The sequence below is a fragment of the Pseudomonas sp. KnCO4 genome (assembly GCF_045344305.1).
GTDB classification, from domain to species: Bacteria; Pseudomonadota; Gammaproteobacteria; order Pseudomonadales; family Pseudomonadaceae; genus Aquipseudomonas; species Aquipseudomonas anuradhapurensis.
Map to the genome: position 1 here is coordinate 3,179,180 of NZ_CP174199.1, position 20,241 is coordinate 3,199,420.

The 20,241-nt window shown below is 65.7% G+C and carries 11 protein-coding genes; 2 read left to right on the top strand and 9 right to left on the bottom strand.

The genetic code is table 11. From position 1 onward, the window contains the following. The first annotated feature begins 137 nt into the window (after positions 1 to 137). Positions 138 to 1,511 (top strand): nucleotide 5'-monophosphate nucleosidase PpnN, encoded by a 1,374-nt coding sequence (gene ppnN, locus ACJA3S_RS14930; protein ID WP_406819077.1) that lies wholly within the window; start codon positions 138 to 140, stop codon positions 1,509 to 1,511. A 491-nt stretch (positions 1,512 to 2,002) separates the two neighbouring features. After that, positions 2,003 to 2,614 (top strand): adenylyl-sulfate kinase, encoded by a 612-nt coding sequence (gene cysC, locus ACJA3S_RS14935; protein ID WP_406819078.1) that lies wholly within the window; start codon positions 2,003 to 2,005, stop codon positions 2,612 to 2,614. A 6-nt stretch (positions 2,615 to 2,620) separates the two neighbouring features. Here cysC and ACJA3S_RS14940 read toward each other — a convergent pair whose 3' ends face one another. The 9 genes from ACJA3S_RS14940 to ACJA3S_RS14980 all read right to left on the bottom strand — a co-directional run bounded on the left by ACJA3S_RS14940 (position 2,621) and on the right by ACJA3S_RS14980 (position 20,218). Beyond that, the gene (locus tag ACJA3S_RS14940; RefSeq protein WP_406819079.1) at positions 2,621 to 4,117 is read right to left on the bottom strand and encodes a TolC family protein; all 1,497 of its coding nucleotides are present in this window, start codon (positions 4,115 to 4,117) and stop codon (positions 2,621 to 2,623) included. 69 nt (positions 4,118 to 4,186) lie between these two features. Next, complete coding sequence (locus ACJA3S_RS14945; protein WP_406819080.1) at positions 4,187 to 12,775, bottom strand: Ig-like domain-containing protein; 8,589 nt, start codon at positions 12,773 to 12,775, stop codon at positions 4,187 to 4,189. 124 nt (positions 12,776 to 12,899) lie between these two features. Beyond that, complete coding sequence (locus ACJA3S_RS14950; RefSeq protein WP_406819081.1) at positions 12,900 to 13,490, bottom strand: phage tail protein; 591 nt, start codon at positions 13,488 to 13,490, stop codon at positions 12,900 to 12,902. Positions 13,491 to 13,556: 66 nt separating this feature from the next. After that, positions 13,557 to 14,060, bottom strand: coding sequence for an N-acetyltransferase family protein (locus ACJA3S_RS14955; RefSeq protein ID WP_406819082.1), 504 nt, complete (start codon positions 14,058 to 14,060; stop codon positions 13,557 to 13,559). Between the two features lie 155 nt (positions 14,061 to 14,215). Then, the gene (locus ACJA3S_RS14960) at positions 14,216 to 15,214 is read right to left on the bottom strand and encodes a sulfotransferase family protein (protein WP_406819083.1); all 999 of its coding nucleotides are present in this window, start codon (positions 15,212 to 15,214) and stop codon (positions 14,216 to 14,218) included. Continuing rightward, entirely contained in the window at positions 15,202 to 16,002 is an 801-nt protein-coding gene (locus ACJA3S_RS14965; RefSeq protein WP_406819084.1) for an aspartyl/asparaginyl beta-hydroxylase domain-containing protein, read from the bottom strand. The genes ACJA3S_RS14960 and ACJA3S_RS14965 overlap by 13 nt, the downstream gene beginning before the upstream one ends. 24 nt (positions 16,003 to 16,026) lie before the next feature. Then, a complete protein-coding gene (locus ACJA3S_RS14970) occupies positions 16,027 to 18,123 on the bottom strand; it encodes a biotin/lipoyl-binding protein (protein WP_406819085.1) in 2,097 nt (698 codons plus the stop codon). Next, complete coding sequence (locus ACJA3S_RS14975; RefSeq protein WP_406819086.1) at positions 18,120 to 19,439, bottom strand: efflux RND transporter periplasmic adaptor subunit; 1,320 nt, start codon at positions 19,437 to 19,439, stop codon at positions 18,120 to 18,122. Before ACJA3S_RS14975 ends, ACJA3S_RS14970 begins: the two co-directional genes overlap by 4 nt. Further along, positions 19,436 to 20,218 (bottom strand): efflux RND transporter periplasmic adaptor subunit, encoded by a 783-nt coding sequence (locus tag ACJA3S_RS14980; protein ID WP_406819087.1) that lies wholly within the window; start codon positions 20,216 to 20,218, stop codon positions 19,436 to 19,438. The genes ACJA3S_RS14975 and ACJA3S_RS14980 overlap by 4 nt, the downstream gene beginning before the upstream one ends. Positions 20,219 to 20,241 lie beyond the last annotated feature (23 nt).

Genomic DNA, 20,241 nt, shown 5'->3' on the forward strand with positions numbered 1-20,241 from the left:
CAATCCTTTTGGAAGCGGGTTTACCCGCGAAAGGCCAACGGGTCTCAAGCTTTTTTAGCCTCCCCCTCGTTGCCGCCCACATTTCTCGGTATGGTGTTGTCAAAGAAGGATGTTTTACCCGCACAGGAAAGACTTAGATGCCTCAACGCCATGTCATCAATGCATCCGTCAGCCCCAAAGGCAGCCTGGAGACGCTGTCACAACGTGAAGTGCAGCAGCTGAGTGAAGTCGGTACCGGTAGCCTTTACACCTTGTTCCGCCAGTGCGCCCTGGCCATTCTCAACACCGGCGCCCATGTCGACAATGCCAAGACCATCCTCGAGGCCTACCAGGACTTCGAGGTACGTATCCACCAGCAGGACCGTGGCGTGCGCCTGGAGTTGCTGAACGCCCCAGCCGACGCCTTCGTCGATGGCGAAATGATCGCCAGTACCCGTGAAATGCTGTTCAGCGCCCTGCGCGACATCGTCTACACCGAAAGCGAGCTGGCCAGCCAGCGCATCGACCTGGAAAGCTCCCAGGGCATCACCGACTACGTATTCCACCTGCTGCGCAATGCCCGCACCCTGCGTCCGGGCGTGGAACCGAAGATGGTGGTGTGCTGGGGCGGCCATTCGATCAGCAGCGAGGAATACCAGTACACCAAGAAGGTCGGCCACGAACTGGGCCTGCGCAAACTGGACGTGTGCACCGGCTGCGGCCCGGGCGTGATGAAGGGCCCGATGAAGGGGGCAACCATTGCCCACGCCAAGCAGCGCATGCATGGCAGCCGCTACCTGGGCCTTACCGAGCCTGGCATCATCGCCGCCGAGGCGCCCAATCCGATCGTCAACGAACTGGTGATCCTGCCGGATATCGAGAAGCGTCTGGAAGCCTTCGTCCGTGTCGGCCACGGCATCATCATCTTCCCGGGCGGTGCTGGTACGGCCGAGGAATTCCTCTACCTGCTGGGCATCCTGATGCATCCGGACAACCAGGACCTGCCGTTCCCGGTGGTACTCACCGGCCCGCGCAGCGCCGAGCCGTACCTGCAGCAATTGCACGCGTTCGTCGGCGCTACCCTCGGTGAAGCGGCGCATCGCCTGTACCAGATCATCATCGACGATCCGGCGGAAGTTGCCCGGCACATGGTCGAAGGGCTCAAGGAGGTCAAGCAGTTCCGCCGTGAGCGCAACGATGCCTTCCATTTCAACTGGCTCCTGAAGATCGAGGAAAGCTTCCAGCGCCCGTTCGACCCGACCCACCAGGCCATGGCGGACCTGGACCTGCGGCGCGATCTGCCTGCGCATGAACTGGCCGCCAACCTGCGCCGGGCTTTCTCGGGCATTGTTGCGGGCAACGTGAAGGACAAGGGAATTCGCCTGATCGAGGAGCACGGGCCGTATCAGATCCGTGGCGACCAGGCCGTGCTGGATCCTCTGGGCCGGCTGTTGCAGGCCTTCGTCGACCAGCATCGGATGAAGCTGCCTGGCGGCGCCGCGTATGTACCGTGCTATCAGGTGGTGACCTGATCCTGGCAAAGGGATAGCAGAACCACCGACCATCGCCGGCAGAAGCTCTTGATCTTGATCTTGATCTTGATCTTGATCTTCGCGACTTCAGGAGGCCGAACGCAGGCCTTGCGGAGGGAGGTGACGGGCATGGATGCCCGTCAAGCGCTGAGGCCCCATGGATGGGGCCTGCAGCGCGTCCTCCCGGGAGCAAGGCCTTCGCTCGGCCTCCTGAAGTCGCATTCGGCGGCGCCTGAACTATCGCGCGCTTAGAAGCCAGATCAAAAGCAGAGGCATCAGAGGCATCCAGCATCAGCATCAGCATCTGTACTAGGTGAGGTCGGCCATCGGGCCTTCCAACAACCCACACGCTGACACGCCACCGCGCTTGGACCGGACAATGCCACTTCCCTGCCCGATCAGCGCCCCGCTACCACCCTACCCCTCAAGCATAGACTGACACCACCCGCTACAGCGCAGTACACTCGGCCTTTCTACCCGGAGGGTTCGACGTGCACAGCGCAGGAAGCGAGCAACATCCACAGCCAAGCCGACGTGGTGCAGTCATCTGGTTGACCGGGCTATCCGGTGCCGGCAAGTCGACCCTGGCCGTCGCCCTGGCCCAATGCCTGAACGCCCAGGGACACGCCAGTTATGTCCTCGATGGCGATGCCCTGCGCACCGGCCTGAACGCCGATCTTGGCTTCTCCCCCGCCGACCGGCATGAAAACATCCGCCGTGCCGGCGAGGTGGCCGCGTTGTTCGCCGATGCCGGCCTGATCTGCATCGCCGCGCTCATTTCACCCTATCGCGCCGATCGTGCCGCCGCGCGCAAGGCCTGCAAAACGGAGTTCCATGAGGTGCATGTCAGCGCCGACCTGGCAACCTGCGAGGCACGTGACCCCAAGGGGCTGTATCGACGGGCACGGGCCGGCGAACTGCGGGGGTTCACCGGCATCGATGCACCTTACGAGACGCCGCTGCACGCCGAGTTGGTAATAGACACTGCCGGTGTCGCAGCAGCGGTATCGCAGCAGCAGTTGCTGCGCTATGTGCAGGATCATGTACTGCATCAGGCACTCGAGCAGGTGCTGGAGCAGCAGTCACCCCAGCCCGCTCGATGACCAGGCTCAGGACCCCGGCGTGATGTCCCCTTGCTGCCAGCGCGCTTCGCTGCTGCTCAGGGCCTGGGCGATGTCGGCAAGCTCGCCGGACGGCAAGGTCGCCGGTAGCGGATCAAGGCCGGCACTGGCGAACAGTTGGCCATAGCTGTTACGCAGCTCGGCATAGGCCAGGTCGCGGCGCAGATCTGCCTGCAAGGCGTTCAGCTCGCCCTGGATCAGCTCCAGCTCGCCAATGCCTTCGGCCTGATGGCGGTTGCGCAGTTGCTCGACGATCTGCTGGTCGAGAGCGACCAGTTGCTGGCTTGTGGCGAATTGCCGGCGGGCCTCGCTGAAGTTGGCATTGGCCACGTACAGCTGAGCCAGGATAGCCATCGACATCGCCTGGCGGCGCGCCTCGACCACCTGCTCGCCGGCCTTGGCCATATCGATCGAGGCAGGGCCAGACAGCACATTGAACAGGTTCCAGGTGATTTTCACACCATAGTCGGCCCAGTGCTGGTTGGTCAGGAAGCTGTTGCTGTCGTAATGGCCACCTGCGGAAAACTCCAGGCCCGGTAACATGCGCAACATCGATTTGCGCACCTCGGCGGCGCTGATGCGCGCCTGGTAGTCCTGCTCGCGCAGTTCCGGGCGCGATGCCAAGGCCTGCTGTTCCAGGCTGTCCAGGCCCACCTTCAGTTCGGGCACGGCATAATCGGTGTTCTCCGCCAGGGTCAGCTCACTGCCCGGCGGCAGGTTGATCAACGCGCCCAGTTCGGTCTTGGCCAGCGACAAGGCCCGGCGCTGCTCTTCCAGCTGGCGAGTCGCCTCGATCAGCGAACGCTGGTAGGTCAACGCCTGGATCGGGTCACCGATACGCTGGTCGCCCATGCGCTGGCTGTTGTCGCGAGCCTGCTCGACCCGCGCCATCAAGGTGTCGATCTGCTTGAGCAGGCGCTCGGCGGCCACCGCCCGCCAGTATGCCGAACGCACGTCCTGGATGATGGTCTGTACCACCTTGCGACGGCGCTCCTGCACGATCAGGCGCTGGTCGCCCTGCTGCTTGGCACTGACATAGCTGACGCCGAAATCCAGCACGTTCCAGACCATGGTCAGGTCGGCCACGTCCCGGTCGCGGTCCTGGGAAGTCGACGGTTCCAGGGATTGGGTATTGGTCAGCACGCTGCGGCTGCTGGAGGCGCTGACGTTGCTACGCCCGGCATAGCCCGCGGAGGCCGCCATACGGGGCAGCATGTCGAACGTGGCCAGGTCCACCTGACGCTGGGCCAGGGCTTCTTCCATGACCTTCAGGCGAGCCTCCAGGTTGTACTTGACTGCCCGCGCCATCGCCTGGTGCAGTGTCAGCGGGCCTTGCAGCGCCTCCTGGCCCTTGAACATGCTGGCCAGATCCTGCCGTGCCCGCTGCTCGCTGACGCTGCGCTCGATCGGCTGGGTCTTGACGGCACAGCCGGTCACCGCCAATGCCAACAGGCTCACCGCAAATATCCTTGACGCTCTACTCATCCCTTCCGCCCCCTTTGGCACGGCAAATTGCTTGATTTTCTGGTCTTGTCGCCCCCTCATGGCCGACGTTCACGCCTGAGGGGTAGCTGCCTCGATCTGTCCCAGCGCCTGGGCCAGCTGGCTGACCTGGCGCTGCTCAGCGTCCTTGTATGCCTGCAATTGCTGGCTGAGGGTCGGTGCCCCGGACAAGCCCTTGCCTGCCCCGGCCTCGGCGCCCTGGCGCCACGGTTTACCCCCGTTCAGCTCGTACTGGCCGCCATCATCCGGCAGCGTCTTGTCAAAGATATTGGCCAGGCTGCTGGCGCCGAAGACATTGGCATCGCCGCCGCCGAAGCCGAGGAAGCCCGCGCCGGAACCATCGCCAAGGGCATGCTGCTGCCCCACGAAAACCTGGGCCAGGTAGCTCGGCGCCAAGGCACCGTTGCGAATGAAGATATCGCCAACGGTCGGCAAGCCACCGCCCGGGCTCGGCACCTCGAACAATGGCTGCGGCACCAGCGGCGACTGGAACGGCGGCAGCGGCACTGCAAGCGGCGCGTGCACCGCTGCAGTCGAGCCGGGAAGGCCCGGTTTTGCAGGCGGATAGGCACGGTACTCCGGGTCGCCATCGCTGGACGGCAATGGCTGGCCCTGGCCGCTGAAACCGCCCACCAAGGCATTCCCGGCAATGTCGCTGATGCCGGTGCCATCGGCTTTCAGTGCCAGTGCCAGCGTGCCACTACCCGCCACTGCAGCGACATTGACTTGCCAGGTGTGGCCGTCGATACGCACCAGCGATTGCAAGGTGCCGGTGGCACTGCCGGTCGCGAGCAGCTGGAAATCAGCCAGGTCGACACCCCTGACCTCCTCGCTGAAGGTCACTGTGAACGCTTGGCTGCCAGGCGTGGAAAGCGGCACCGGAACGATCGACTCGACGCTTGGCAGACGTGTGTCGACCGTCACCCCGGCGCTGTTCCCCACGGCATTGAGCCCCGGATTCAGCGCATTGCCGAGCGCATCATGCAGGCTCGCACCATTGGCCGAAAGGCCCAGTACCTGCACGCCATCGGCATCGTTGTCGCCGGCCTGGATACGGTACTGGAACACCAGCGTGGTGGTCGCCGATCCGGCGACGAAGTCGGCAAACACCGTACGCCCGCCGATATCCAGGGCCAGCTGTGGAACGCCATCGACGATGACCGCTTCGCTGGTATTGACCACGAAGGTCAGCACATCACCGGCATTGTAGGCGACCCCAGCCGGCACGCCGACACTGCTTACAGTGGGCGCGTCGCGATCGATGCTGTAGGCCGCGCCCACCAGGCCGCCACTGAGCAGGTTGCCGGCGACGTCGCTGATGCCGGTACCGCTGGCCTCAAGGTTCAGGCCCAAGGTGCCGGTGCCGCTCACGCCACTGACGGTGATTTCGTAGACACCTTCGCCGAGCTGGCGCAGGCCGCTCAATGTACCGCTGGCGGTACCGCTGCTGGCCAGGCTGAAGTCGCTCAGGTCCACGCCATTGACGCGTTCGCTGAAGGTCACGGTAAAGCGCACGCTCTGTGCATTGCTTGGCGATGGGTCGAGGGTGACGATGGCAAGCGCGGCCGGTGCCTGGGTGTCGACCAGCACCTGGCGCATATCGGCAATGTTGTTCAAGGTCAGGTTCATGGCATTGCCCAGTGCATCGGTCAAGCTCGCACCGTTGGCCGCCAGGCCCGTCACGCTGATGCCATCGCTGTCGTTGTCGCCGGCCTGGACGATGTACTGGAACACCAGTGTCGCCGTGCCCGCACCGGCCACCAGCTCGGCGTAGACCGTGCGCCCGCCCACCTCCAGCAGCAGCCGTGGAGAGCCATTGACCTCGACCGCCTCACTGGCATTGACCACGAACACCAACGCATCGCCGGCATTGTAGGTCACGCCGGCAACCGGCCCGCCAACGCTGGTCACGCTCGGCGCCCGGGTATCGACGAGATAGGCGTTGGACTGCGCCGTGCCGTCGCCGTGGTTGCCTTGGGCGTCGGTGACCAGGCCGGAGTCCAGGTACACCCGGTTGCCGTTGCTCTGGCTGCCGCTGGTCGGCGTCAAGGTGGCCGTCCAGGTGATACCGCCATCGCTGCTGGCCAGGCCGCTCAGCACGCCGTTATCGGCCTGGAGCTGGGCCAGGGACAGGCCGCTTACCGCCTCGTTGAAAGTGATGGTCACCAGGCTGGTCTGGCCGGCGCCCAGCTGGCTATCGGCAACCACGATGCTGGCCGTCGGGCGCTGGGTGTCGATGGCATAGTTGTTGGAGTCGGTGGTGCCGACCCCGGCGTTGCCAGAGGCGCCGACCACACCGCTGTTATTCAGGGTGATCAGGTTGCTGACGTCCTCGACGTTGGCCGCCGGGGTGAAGGTCGCCGTCCAGGTCACGCCGCCATCGCTGCTGCTCACGGCACTCAAGCTGCCGTTGCTCACGCTCAGGTCGCTGTTGTCGAAGCCGCTCACCGCCTCGCTGAAGGTGATGGTCACCAGGCTCGTCTCGCCGGCACGCAGGGCGCTGTCGGCGACCACGATGGTGGCGCTGGGCAGCACGGTGTTGACCGTGTAGTTGGCCGACTGGGTGGTGCCGGTGCCGACGTTGCCGGCCAGGTCGGCGATGCCGCTGTTGTTCAGGCTGATGACGTTGCTGGCATCCTGCACCGCCAGTGCCGGGGTAAAGGTTGCGGTCCAGGTGATGCCACCGTCGCTGCTGGCCAGGTTGCCCAGGGTGCCGTTCTGCGCGGTGAGGTCGGCCAGGTCTAGGCCGTTCACCGCTTCACTGAAGGTGATGGTGACCTGGGTCGTCTCGCCAGCACGCAGCGCGCTGTCGGCCAGCACGATGGTCGCAGTCGGGCGCTGGCTATCGATGCTGTAGTTGTTCGAAGCGGTACTGCCGCTGCCAGCGTTGCCTGCCGCGTCGGACACGCCGCTGTTGTCCAGGCTGATCAGGTTGCTGGTGTCGGTGATCCCGCTGGTCGGCGTCAGGGTCGCGGTCCAGGTAACGCCGCCATCGGCGCTGCTCAGCCCGCCGAGTGTGCCGTTGGCCACCGTCAGATCGGCCAGCGTGAAGCCGCTCACCGCTTCGCTGAAGGTGATGGTCACCAGGCTGGTCTGGCCGATGCCCAGCTGACTATCGGCAACCACGATGCTGGCCGTCGGACGCTGGGTGTCGATGGCATAGTTGTTGGAGTCGGTGGTGCCGGCCCCGGCGTTGCCAGAGGCGCCGACCACTCCGCTGTTATTCAGGGTGATCAGGTTGCTGGCGTCCTCGACGTTGGCCGCCGGGGTGAAGGTCGCCGTCCAGGTCACGCCGCCATCGCTGCTGCTCACGGCACTCAAGCTGCCGTTGCTCACGCTCAGGTCGCTGTTGTCGAAGCCGCTCACTGCCTCGCTGAAGGTGATGGTCACCAGGCTCGTCTCGCCGGCACGCAGGGCGCTGTCGGCGACCACGATGGTGGCGCTGGGCAGCACGGTGTTGACCGTGTAGTTGGCCGACTGAGTGGTGCCGGTGCCGACGTTGCCGGCCAGGTCGGCGATGCCGCTGTTGTTCAGGCTGATGACGTTGCTGGCATCCTGCACCGCCAGTGCAGGGGTAAAGGTTGCGGTCCAGGTGATGCCACCGTCGCTGCTGGCCAGGTTGGCCAGGGTGCCGTTCTGCGCGGTGAGGTCGGCCAGGTCGAGGCCGTTCACCGCTTCACTGAAGGTGATGGTGACCTGGGTCGTCTCGCCAGCACGCAGCGCGCTGTCGGCCAGCACGATGGTCGCAGTCGGGCGCTGGCTATCGATGCTGTAGTTGTTCGAAGCGGTACTGCCGCTGCCAGCGTTGCCTGCCGCGTCGGACACGCCGCTGTTGTCCAGGCTGATCAGGTTGCTGGTGTCGGTGATCCCGCTGGTCGGCGTCAGGGTCGCGGTCCAGGTAATGCCGCCATCGACGCTGCTCAGCCCGCCGAGGGTGCCGTTGGCCACCGTCAGATCGGCCAGCGTGAAGCCGCTCACCGCTTCGCTGAAGGTGATGGTCACCAGGCTGGTCTGGCCGATGCCCAGCTGGCTATCGGCAACCACGATGCTGGCCGTCGGGCGCTGGGTGTCGATAGCGTAGTTGTTGGAGTCGCTGGTGCCGACCCCAGCGTTGCCGGAGACAGCACCAACCACACCGCTGTTGTCCAGGGTGATGAGGTTGCTGGCGTCCTCGACGTTGGCCGCCGGGGTAAAGGTCGCCGTCCAGGTCACGCCGCCATCGCTGCTGCTCACGGCACTCAAACTGCCGTTGCTCACGCTCAGGTCGCTGTTGTCGAAACCACTCACTGCCTCGCTGAAGGTGATGGTGACCACCGTGGTCTCGCCCACGCGCAGCGCGTTGTCGGCTACCACGACAGTGGCGGTCGGGGCCACGGTGTTGACGATGTAGTTGGCTGACTGAGTGCTGCCCACCCCCGCGTTGCCGGCCAGGTCGGCGACACCGGTATTGTCCAGGGTGATGAGGTTGCTGGTGTCGCTGATACCGCTGGCAGGCGTCAGGGTGGCGGTCCAGGTGACGCCGCCATCGGTGCTGCTGAGCCCGCCGAGGGAGCCATTGGCCACGGTCAGGTCGGCGGTGCTCAAGCCGGTCACTGCTTCATTGAAGGTGATGGTGACCGTGGTGGTCTCGCCGACCGTGAGGGTGGTGTCGGCGACCGTAATCACAGCAGTCGGGCGCTGGGTGTCGATGGCGTAGTTGTTCGAGTCTGTCGTGCCGCTGCCGACATTGCCCGCCACGTCGATTACCCCGGTATTGTCGAGCGTGACGAGGTTGCTGGCATCACTGACATTGCTGCTCGGGGTCAGGGTCGCGGTCCAGGTGATACCACCGTCGGCGCTGGCCAGCCCGCTCAACGTTCCGTTGGCCACGCTCAGGTCGGCAAGGGTAAACGCGCTTACCGCCTCGCTGAAGGTGATGGTCACCGTGGTGGTCTCGCCGATGCGCAGGGCACTGTCAGCCACCACGATGGTCGCGGTCGGGCGCTGGGTGTCGATGGCGTAGTTGTTGGAGCTGGTGGTGCCGCTGCCGCTGTTGCCAGCCGCATCGGTCACCCCGGTGTTATCCAGGGTGATCAGGTTGCTGGTATCGCTGACGCTGCTGTCCGGCGTCAGGGTGGCGGTCCAGGTGACGCCGCCGTCCGCGCTGGCGAGCCCGCTCAACGCGCCGTTGGCCACGCTGAGGTCGGCAAGGGTAAAACCGCTTACCGCCTCGCTGAAAGTGATGGTCACGGTGGTGGTCTCGCCGATGCGCAGGGCGCTGTCAGCCACCACGATGGTCGCGGTCGGGCGCTGGGTGTCGATGGCGTAGTTGTTGGAGCTGGTGGTGCCGCTGCCACTATTGCCAGCCATGTCGGTCACCCCGGTGTTATCCAGGGTAATCAGGTTGCTGGTATCGCTGACATTGCTGCCCGGGGTCAGGGTAGCGGTCCAGGTGATACCACCATCGGCGCTGGCGAGGCCGCTCAGGCTACCGTTGGCCACGCTCAGGTCGGCAACGGTGAAACCGCTTACCGCCTCGCTGAAGGTGATGGTGACCAGCGACGTCTCGCCGGCCCGCAAGGCGCTGTCGGCTACCACGATGGTGGCGGTCGGGCGCAGGGTATCGATGGCATAGTTGTTCGAATCGGTGGTGCCGCTGCCGGCATTGCCGGCGAGGTCGCTGACCCCGCTGTTGTCCAGGGTGATGAGGTTGCTGGCATCACTGACATTGCTGCTCGGCGTCAGGATCGCGGTCCAGGTGATACCGCCGTCAGCGCTGGCGAGACCGCTCAGGCTGCCGTTGGCCACGCTCAGGTCGGCGAGGGTCAGGCCGCTCACCGCCTCGCTGAAGGTAATGGTCACGGTGGCCGTGTCGCCGATTTTCAAGGCCGTGTCGCTGATGCTGATCGTGGCGGTCGGGGCAATGGTTTCCTGGATCGCCACTTGCACCGCCGCTGCAGCGGATGTGCCACCGTCACCGTCATTGAGGGTGATGCTCAGGGTGCGGCTGGCCTGGCCGATGGCGTTGCCGGCATTGCTGTTTTCGTAGGTGAGGTTGCGCACCAGCGCCTGCACCGCCGCCGCATTGGCATTGGCGTTGAACGTAACCACCAGGTTGGCCCCGCCAGTGCCGCCAGACAAGCTGCCGATGGTGACCCCGCCATAGCTCACCGTGCTGCCACTGACACCGATCTGCCCGGCGCCAGTGCCCTGGTTGCGCAGCCCCAGCAGATCCTCGCTGGCCACGCCATTGGCGCTGATCGCCACGGTCAGGTTGCCACCGGCGAAGTCGGCGGAATCGCTGTCGCTGACGGTGGCATTGCCACCGCTGTCGATCAGCACCGCGCCGCTGCCCTGGGTGAAGGTGACACCGTCACCATTGAGGTTGCCGATCACCGGCACGCTGTTGAGTGGCTGCACCACCACCGAGGCCGTGCGGCTGGTACTGCCCATGTCATCGTTGACGCTGACCGCCACGCTACGGGTACCGCTGGTGTAGGCCACGGCCGCGTTGCCGTAGGCCACTGCAGCGAGCACCGCGCGGTATTGCGCCAGGGTGGCGACACCGCTCAGCGTCAACACCGTGCTGCCCGACCCGCTGACCGTGATGCCGAAGCTGGCGGCGCTGGCGATCTGCCCGGCACTTAGCGACAGGGTTTCGTTGCCGACATCCACCACACCGCTCAGGGTCAGGGTAGCGCCGCTGACCTGGGTGTCGCCGTCGGTCTGGGTGAGGCTGAGGTTGGGTACGATCGCCACCGGTGTGCCGGTGAAGTTCACCGTACTGTCGTTACCGCCGCTAGTGGTGTCCAGGTCGACCACGGGCGGCGCGGCATACAGCACCTCGTAGGCACCGATGTCCACCCCGGCGCCACGCGGCCGGACGAAGCCGCGCAGGTCGGTGAGCGTGGCACCGGCAGCAGTGCCCTGGTCGATGGCATTGCTGGCGGTCGAGGCCAGGCGATAGTCGCCGCCGGCAGCATTGACGAAGTCGACCGAAACGCCGATCAGGTTGGTGGTGCTGGTATAGCCGCCACCGGCGCCGTTGTTGGTGGCGGCATCCAGCGCGACACCATTGACCGTGTTGCCGGTAAGGATGCTGTTCTGCACCGTCACCGTGCCAGCACTGCCCGGCGACCAGCCAAGGCCGGCCGAGCTGATCGTGCCGGTACTGGTGCTGAAGCTGTTGTTGACGATGGTGCTGTTGACGATGCTCACCGAACCGCCGGTATTGTTCAGCACGATCACCGCACCAGCGGCGACGACGCCAGTGGCACCGTATTCGCCGATGTTGTCGTAGATCGCCACGTTTTCCAGCACGTGGTTGTTGGCCCCGCCCAGACGCACCAGCGACGACATGGCCGTAGCGTTGGCGATACTGCCATCGTTGTCGTGAATGGTCGTGTTGCGCACGATCACCGTGGAGCCCAGCGTGGTCGCCGAGTTGATCACGGCACCGGCGTTGTCCTGGAAATTCGAGTCTTCGACGGTGATCGAGCCCGAGCTGGCCCGGATCACACCGCCGGCCAGGTTACCGGAGAAATAGCGGAAATCCAGGTTGCGCACGGTCAGTGCACCGTTGGTGTTGCTCTGCAGGCCCGACGATTCCACTGAGTCGCGCAAGCCGTTGTTGTTGACGTCGCCGCTGAGGATGATATCGCCCTGGCCGTCACCGTCGACGTCGCCGTTGATGGTGATGTTGCTGGTGACCAGCAGCGCTGAAGCCGTGGACCAGCGGATGGTCTGCCCCTTCAGCGATTGGTGGAAGACAATGATATCGCTGCCGCTGCCGGCGCTGGAGCCATCCACCGCAGCATCCGTGTTGGCGGCCTGGATGGCCTCGGCCAGCGACACCTTGCCGTTGAGCGCCGTGGAGGATGCATCGGTGTCGGTAACGGTAATGGTCGCTAGCGAAGTGGTGAACGCCGACAGGTCCCCGCGCTGCACGCCGGTATCTGTCGCCAGCATCCCGGAGACGGTTTCCAGCTGCCAGTCCTCGCCGGCGCGATTGCCGGTGGCATTCGCCGAAGCGCCGACATCGGCGCCGGTGAGCTGCGCCACCTGGTCAACGAATAGCTGGCCATCGCTGCCCGCGCCGGTGTTACAGGCGAAGAAACGAATATCACCACCGTCTGCCAGGCTGGCGCCGATGCGCGCCAGGTCGCTGGCATGGCTGGCCAGCTGGTTGGTCCACACGGCATTGCCGGCCAGGTAGACGTAGCCACTGTCACCGTGGCTGATGATATCGATGCTGGTCACGTCGCTACGGCCATCGAGGTAATCGGCAATCTGCTTGAAACCATCCTTGCCGTTTTCCAGCACTACCACCTCGACCCCTGCGGGAAGGCCGGCAATCAGCTTCTGGTAGTCACTGACGGCAGAGTCGACGAACACCACTTCGTGGCTGCCCGCAGCCGTGGTGGCCGGCGCCGTGGCGGGGGCGGCGTCGTGAGCAGCTGCAGTGTCCTGCGTGCTGTTGGCATCGCTGGCCACGCTGGGGGCCTTGGCCGTTGCGGCTGCCACGGCCTGGGCGCCTTGGTCGGCGACCACGGCTACCGAGGCGTCAAACATCATGCGCGGTTCCAGCGCCTGGATAAGGCTCGGACGGTTCACGGAAACGGTGGGTTGTGCGTGCGAACGGTTGCGTTTCCAGAATGCCATGTCGACCTCATTCAGCCTTGCAGCTGGTTGTTCCTGTCGTTGTGCCCGTGCAGCGGCGTGCGTGTAATCGCCCCCCAGGCATCGCAGGGCCGCAAACAGCCCCGCGATGCCGCCCCGCCCTGGATCAGTTGCGGGTCGGGAAGATGCCTTCCAGGGCAATGATGAAGTTCATGCCCAGGTAAGGCGCCTGTACCGGAACAGGTATCGAGCTGCCGCCGGCCATCACGTTCACTGCCGGAATGTTGGCATCGAACGGCTTCAGGGTGGTGCTTGCGGCAGCATCGGAGTAGATGCTCGCTGCCGCGCCCGAACCGGTAGTGTCGTAAGGTGTGGCCAGCACGCTGGCGGTGGTGGGCTCAGCGAGGTTGGCATTGGTGACCACCGCCGGAATGGCGACATTGGCTTTGCTGGCGGGGATCGCCACGGTGATGGGCGGCAGGTTCTGCGGCAGCAGGCTGACCTGGTTGACCCCGGCCATTTCGCCCTGGTCCACGGTCGGCAACCCCGGCCCGGTACCCACGCCTACGGGCATGCGACCGCGCAGGTCTGGCAGGCCGAACGTGGTCTGGCCATTGCCGCCGTAGGTGGTGCCGAGGATGGCGAACAGTGCGCTGTTCTGCGAGATGCTCAACAGCTGCCCTTGGCACTGCGCCCAGCCACGCGGCGCGAAGTTGCCCGCGAACATCCTGATCTCACCGAGGAATGGCTCACTCATTTTCCGATCTCCTATCACTACGCTATAGAGCGGGCCACACAGCCCCGCGGAATATGACGCGCATCGTCAGGCAGGCCTGTCGACGTGAAAAACTGCGCGCGCCGGCCGGCGCATCTGCAGGTACAGGCCGTTGTCGCCAACCACTTCGAAACCGTGGCGCTGGTACAGGCGCAGCGCCGGATTGTGCAAGGTCACGTGCAGGCCGGTGCCAAGGCCTTGTCGATCGGCCCGGGCCAACCACTGCCGGATCAGCCCACTGCCGATGCCCCGGCCTCGCCAGGCGGGCATCAAGGCTGTATCGATGATTTGCAGATGGCTGTCGGCCCACAGCAGGTAGGCGCGGCCGATCGCTTCACCGGCGATTTCGATGATGGAGAAATCAGCGTCGGCAAAGTGCATCTGATAATGGGCGTGCTGGGCCTGGAACTGCTGGTCGAGAAACGCCTCGATGGCAGGCTGGTCCCACGGCAGCATGGCCACTTCGTCAGCCCGGGTGGTGCCGTAGAGGGTACGCAAGAACGCCTGGTCGGCGTCGGTGATGGGGCGCAGGTGCACTTCGGAGCTGGCCATGGTGTCGCGTCCTTGCAATAGTCAGCCCCTTGGTGAGGGGCGCACATCCTGTGGATTGCCCTGCATATCGGGAACAGCGTAGCCGAACACCACGGCAAATCGCCACCACTCCTTCAGGCTCGCCATGCACTTTTATCAAACAGTTGTTCGAGGGCTCACCCCGCCAGCGCCTGCGCCTGGCTCAAGCGCAGGGCTTCCAGGGCGTTGTACGGTTCCATGGCCCATCGGCGCACACCCTCGCGCACCGCTTCGCTGGCTTCCTGGCGTTTGCGCTGGCTGTCGGCGCTGAAGGTCATCGCCGGTTGCTTGGCATCGAAGGCTGCCACCTCGCGCAGGGTTTGCTCAACGCCGGGTGCCAGCCCTAGCAGCGGGCCAAGCCGGTCCCAGGTCGCATCGGGCAATTCGTTGTAGTTGACCGCAATACCGCCATGCTGCCGGCACAACGCCAGCCCTGCGTTGAGGATTTCGCCGACCATCCTGCAGGTGTATTCCACCACGCCCATGGCCCCGGCCTGCGGCAACAGCACATCGAAAGCCGACGGCCCGAGCAGGCCCGGGACCCGTTGCATGCCCGCCTGACGCAACTGCGAGGCGACAATCTCCAGCGGGTCGCGGTACAGGAACAGCCGTGGCACCTGGGGGTACAACGCCGCCAGCACGGGCGCCTCGAACACGTTCCAGGCATCGAGCTTGACCAGCAACTGGCGCTCATCGCCCCGGCGGCGCTGGCCGTAGGCGGACAATAACGCCTGCAGCGCCGCGCCCTGCCAAGCTGCGGCGGTGGCATCCTGCAGCGGCGCGCGTAACAGGCTGTCCAGTGGGGGTGGCTCGGACAGCACGATGTTGTGCGCCTGGCTGGCCAACAACTGCGCGACCAGGGTCGAGCCACAACGCGAGGCATGGAACAGCAACGCCGATGGTGCCAGGCCCGGGCTGCGTGCGTGCCAGTCAAGCAGCGCCTGGATATCACTGTCACGGCGCAGCGCCTGGTTGAACGGCAGGCGCAGGGCCAGCTCGACCTCGTCACGGAAAAACGGCTTGCTCAGGTGACGCTCTGCGAACCAGCACCAGTCCACCCGCCAGTCGCCGTCTCTGCGCCACAGGCGGATGGGCAGCCAACCGTGGAAATCAGCCGTGTTGATCAGGCTCGCCATTGCTCGCTCCATGCTTGCCGGCCCCGGCGCATGGCGCTGAGCACTTCGGCCTCGGAAAATGCCAGCCCCAGGCTTGCGCCCAGGCTGATGGCCTCGGCCACGAAGGCCTGGGCTTGCTGATGGGCCTGCAGGCGAGCGGCCAGGGCCGGGTCCTGCGCCACCTGCTGGCGAAAAGCTTCGAACGCCTGCCCCGCCCGGCCCAGGCACAAGCCTGGGGTCTGTGCACGGCCAGTTTCGATCAGGCTCAACAGCCACGGGTCAGGCAGGCAATCGAGCACCAGGTGAATGCGCTCACCTGGCCCTGGGTTGTCGACCCGGTGGGGTCGTGACAGGTCGATGAACCAGCACTCGCCTGGACGCATGGGGACTTGCAGGTCATCGACCAGAAATTCCACGCCAGCCGGGCTGAGCAACGGCACATGCAAGCGCAGGCAGCCGCCAGGCCGGCCCAGGTCCGGGTCACGGTGCTCATGGATGCGCGCGCCCGCCCCCAGGCGCAGCAGACGGGCAGCGCGCAGCGAGCTGGCAAACGGCGCGAGCAGGGCCTGCCAGGCCGCTTCTTCCTGCCACCAGGCCAACCGCAGCGCAGCGCCCTGGCCGGGCGCAAGCGGCACAACGGCATCTTCGGCGGCCACCAGGGCCACGCCGCTCCAGTCGCCCTGGTGGTAGCCGCTGTTGAAGTGAGGCTGCCAGGCATCGCTGGCTACCCGTTGCAATGCCGTCAGCACTGCCGGCAGGTCGATGGCCAGGTCGAGGCGAGCGCAGCGTGGCAAAAGCAGTTCGGGCATGGGCACTCCTTCAGCTGAACAGTCCTAGAAACCACTCTCACGCACGCCCAGCGCGGCCAACCGACGCCAGGCTGCTTCCAGCAACGACTCGCGGGCACCGTCGAGCACCACCACGCCGCGTAGCGGCTGAGCAACCTCGGCGGTTGCTGTCACAGGGCTCAGCCATACGCCGTACTGCGCGTGCAGCGGTTCCGCACGCTGCTGGCTGTCGCGGCGCACGGCAATCGGGCCGTGACGATCAGAGGCCAAGGCTTCCAGTTCCAGGTAAGTGGCCCCGGTGGCATCGACCTGTTCCAGGCGCACTGGCACTGCCGCACGCAATGGGTCATCGGCAATGAAACGGCCCTCGATGCCCGCCGCCACTCGCCACAATTCAGCCTCGGCCAGGTAACCGCGCAAGCGCACCCCAGGCTCGACGATACGCCCCAAGGGTTGGGCGGTATTCAGCCATTGCCCGGCCGCCAGCCCGGCCGGCAGGTCGCGCACCACCCCGTCGTACGGGGCGCGCAACAATAGCCGTTGGCGCTGCGCGGCCAGGCCGCGGAACTCCGCCACCGCCTCGGCCAGTTGTTGTTCGAGCACGCCAGCGTCGCCGGCGGTGGCACTGCGCCCGGACTGCCGGCGCAGCAGCAACTGGAGAATCTGAATTTCACGGCGAACGATCGCCTGGCGCGAATCCAGGTCGGGCGACTCCAGCTCCAGCAGCAATTGGCCCTGGCTGACCTGCTGGCCATCCTCCACCAGCAAACGCTTCAAGCGCGCCGCCAATGGGGCGTGCAAGGCACTCACGCGGGACGCTTCGAGCATTGCCGGCACTTCCACCGCACCGCGCCACGGCACGACCAGCAGCGCCAGCAACAGCACCAACCCAAGGCCACTGCGCAAGGCCTTGTGCGGCTGGGCCTGGCCGCGCCGCTGCCACCACTGCTGCAGCTCCTTGCACACTGGCAGGCCGATGAACCACGCCAGTTCGACCAGCATCAGGAAAATGCCCAGCAGCTTGAAAAACAGGTGGTACACCGCCAGGGCGATACCGAAGAACAGCACTGCACGCCACAACCAGGCACCATAACCCCACACCAGCAGGCGCTTGTGCATGCCTTCGGGCCAAGGCTCGGGTTTTGCGTCGCCGTAGCCGAACAGCGCCTCGCGCAGGCGCCAGCGGCACAGGGCGAAGGCGCGTTGCTGCAGGTTCTCGACGCCCCACAGGTCACTGACCAGGAAATAACCGTCGAACCGCATGAACGGGTTGAGGTTGACCAGCAAGGTAGTGATCCAGGTGGCGCTGGCGAGCATGAACGCTGCCGTGCGCAGCGGCCCATCGGGCAGCAGCGACCAGGCCAGCAGGGCCAGCACCGCCAGGACCAGTTCGGCGAAGATGCCCCCGGCATCGATCAGCAGCCGCGAGCGCCGATCACTGACCCGCCAGGCATCACTGACGTCGGTATAGAACATCGGCAGCATCACCATGAAGGCCAACCCCATGCTCTGCACCCGGCAGCCGGCCCGCTTGGCCATATAGGCATGGCCGAACTCGTGGCAAAGCTTGGCAACGGCCAGGGCCAGGCCGAAGACCAGCATGCCGCCCAGGCTGAACAGGTGCGGGAAGGTAGCGATGAACCGCGACCAGTCGCGGGCCATCAGGAATAGCCCGAGTACCAGCAACGCGGGCAGACCGAAGCGCAACAGCCAGCCGGCATGGCGTTCGAGCAGCGGCCAAGTGCGATTGAGGAAAGCGTCCGGACGCCACAACGGGATACGGAAGAACAAGTACTGGTGCAGCGCCTTCTTCCAGACGCTCTGCCGGGTGGCCGCGGCTTTGCTGGCGTAGCTTTGACGCTGGTCGGCATCCTGCGCGCTCAGCAGGTCATGTTGAGCCAGGAACCCTCGCAGTGTGTCCAGTTCGTCGGCTTGCAGTCGCGCGCCTGGTTCGGCATTGGCTGCCGCCAGTACCTGCTGCGGATCGCCCAGGCCCCAGTGGTGCAACAAGCGCACCGCGGCTGCGCCGAGCTTGAAGTAACGACCGCGCAGCGGGTCGGCCAGGGTCCATTGCGCTGAACCGTCCAGCGCCGGGGCCGCTGGCGACAGTTGCAGGTCGGCTCGCAGGGCCGGCAGCATCACCAGCCCAGCCCTTGGCGCGCGGCCGCCAGCGGGCGGCGCAGCAGGTAATAGGCCAGTGGCGCACGCTCGCCATACAGCTTGGCGGTGCCACGCAGGCCAATGCGTGGCGGCGCCTCGACGAACGCCGCATCCAGCCGATAGGCCAACTGCCCGGCAGCCGTAGCCTGGGCTTCATAGGCGGCACGCTCGAGCTGCGCGGGGTGCCGGTGCAACGGATCGCTGTCCAGGAACAGCGCCACCTCGGCCCCTGGTTGCAAGGCGATGGCGTCGCCCACCGGCAACTCCATGCGCAGCTCGGCCTTGGCGGGATCGGCCAGTTGCAGCAAGCGTTCGCCGGTCTGCACCGGTTTGCCGGTCCAGCGCTGGGCATCGGCGAACACGGCAATGCCACCCCGCTCGGCGCGCACTTCGCTGCGCGCCAGCAACTGGCGAGCGTAGTCGAGCTCGGCGCGCTTCTGCTCCACCCGCGCAGCGAGCAGGTCGAGGCGCGCACTGGAATCCGCATCGGAGAAGGCGCGCTGAGTGCTGGCTTTGAGCTCGGCCTCGGCAACCCCCAAGGTACGCTCGGCAACATCCACCTGCGCCTTGAGCGAGGTGTCGTCGAAACGCACCAGCAGTTCACCGGCGGTCACCGTCTGGTTGGGTTTGACCCGGAACTCGGCAATCACCCCGTCCAGCGGCGCGGCCACCACCTGGCCACCGCGCGGCACCACCTCGGCGGGCGCCAGCACTGCCTGACGTACCGGTATGCACAGCACCACCACGGCCACCGCCACAAGCGCCAGCAGGCGCCGCCGTGGCCAGCGCAGGCGCCAGCGGCGCGCCGGGCGCAAGGCCTGCCAGGCATGGCCATAGGTTTCGGCCAGGTGTACCAGCAGGGCCTGCTCGGCAGCGTTGAACGGGTTATCGCGTGCCAGCCACAGGCCGCCGAAGGTTTGCCCTTCACGGTTGTGCAATGGCAGCCAGAAGGCCTGCGCAGCAGACAAAGCCTGCCAGTCGTCGCGCACCTGCGCATCAAGTACCGCCGGGTCGACCGCTGTGGCGGCATCAGCAGCACCGGCGGCCTGCAACTGCCTGGCGGCGCGCTCGACAAAGGCCACGAACGGCGCATTGCTCTCCACCACGCTGATACCGGTCAGGGCCCGGACCTTGCCTTCGACCAATAGCGCGGCATGGCGAAAGCCGAACAGCGCCTGGCCATCGTTGACCATGGCATAGGCCAACTGCTCGCTGCTGGCAGCCTGGCGAGCCTGCCGTTCCAGCCCCAGAAACCGGGCGAAGGCATGCTCAGCCATGCCGTTGGCGGCGGCCGTCATGGTTGTGCCGGGAAAATGGCCGTACCGCTCATGCCCGCCAACAGCCCTTGGGCGTCTCGCGGCAGCTCGCCGATCAGCAGCAGGGTCTGGCTGCCTTCGTCGATCCGCGCGCCCACGCGCTTGACCTGCGCCTGCAGTGGTCGGCCGGTTTCATCCGGGGTGAACTGGAAGGGTTGGCCAGGCTTGAGACGTGCCAGCCAGTTCGATGGCACCAGCAACTGGATCTCCAGCGAGCGGTTGTCCACCACTTCCAGCAGCGGCGCCCCGCTGGGTACGCTTTCGTGTGGCTGGGCACGGCGTTGCACCACACGGCCATCGAACGGTGCATTGACCACGCAGCGCCTGACCTGCACCTGGTACACCTGCGCTTCGGCCTGGGCTTGGGCCTGCCTGGCCTCGGCCAGGGAAACCTCGTAGCGGCCGACCGACTTGAGGGCGGCCAGTTGCCGATTGTGCTCGAGTTCTTCCCGGGAAGCGCGTACTGCCGCCTGGGCGGCGTTGAGCTGGGCCTGGTAAGCAGCGCAATCGAAACGCGCCAGGGTGCTGCCCTTCTTGAAGTCTTCGCCTTCTGCATAGGGCATCTCGACGATGCGCCCGGCCAGTTCACTGGCCAGCACCGCGTGATCGCGCGCGCGCAGCACGCCGCGGGCGTTCTGCCCGCTGCCTGCATCGCTGCGTGTTGGCGTGTCCAGCAACGGGTCGCCTGGTGCGTCACTGGCAACGGCCAGCGGCACCTGCAACACAGCCAAGACCAGGGCCAGGCGGATGGCAGGACGCATGGTGCACACTCCTTGTGAACTCG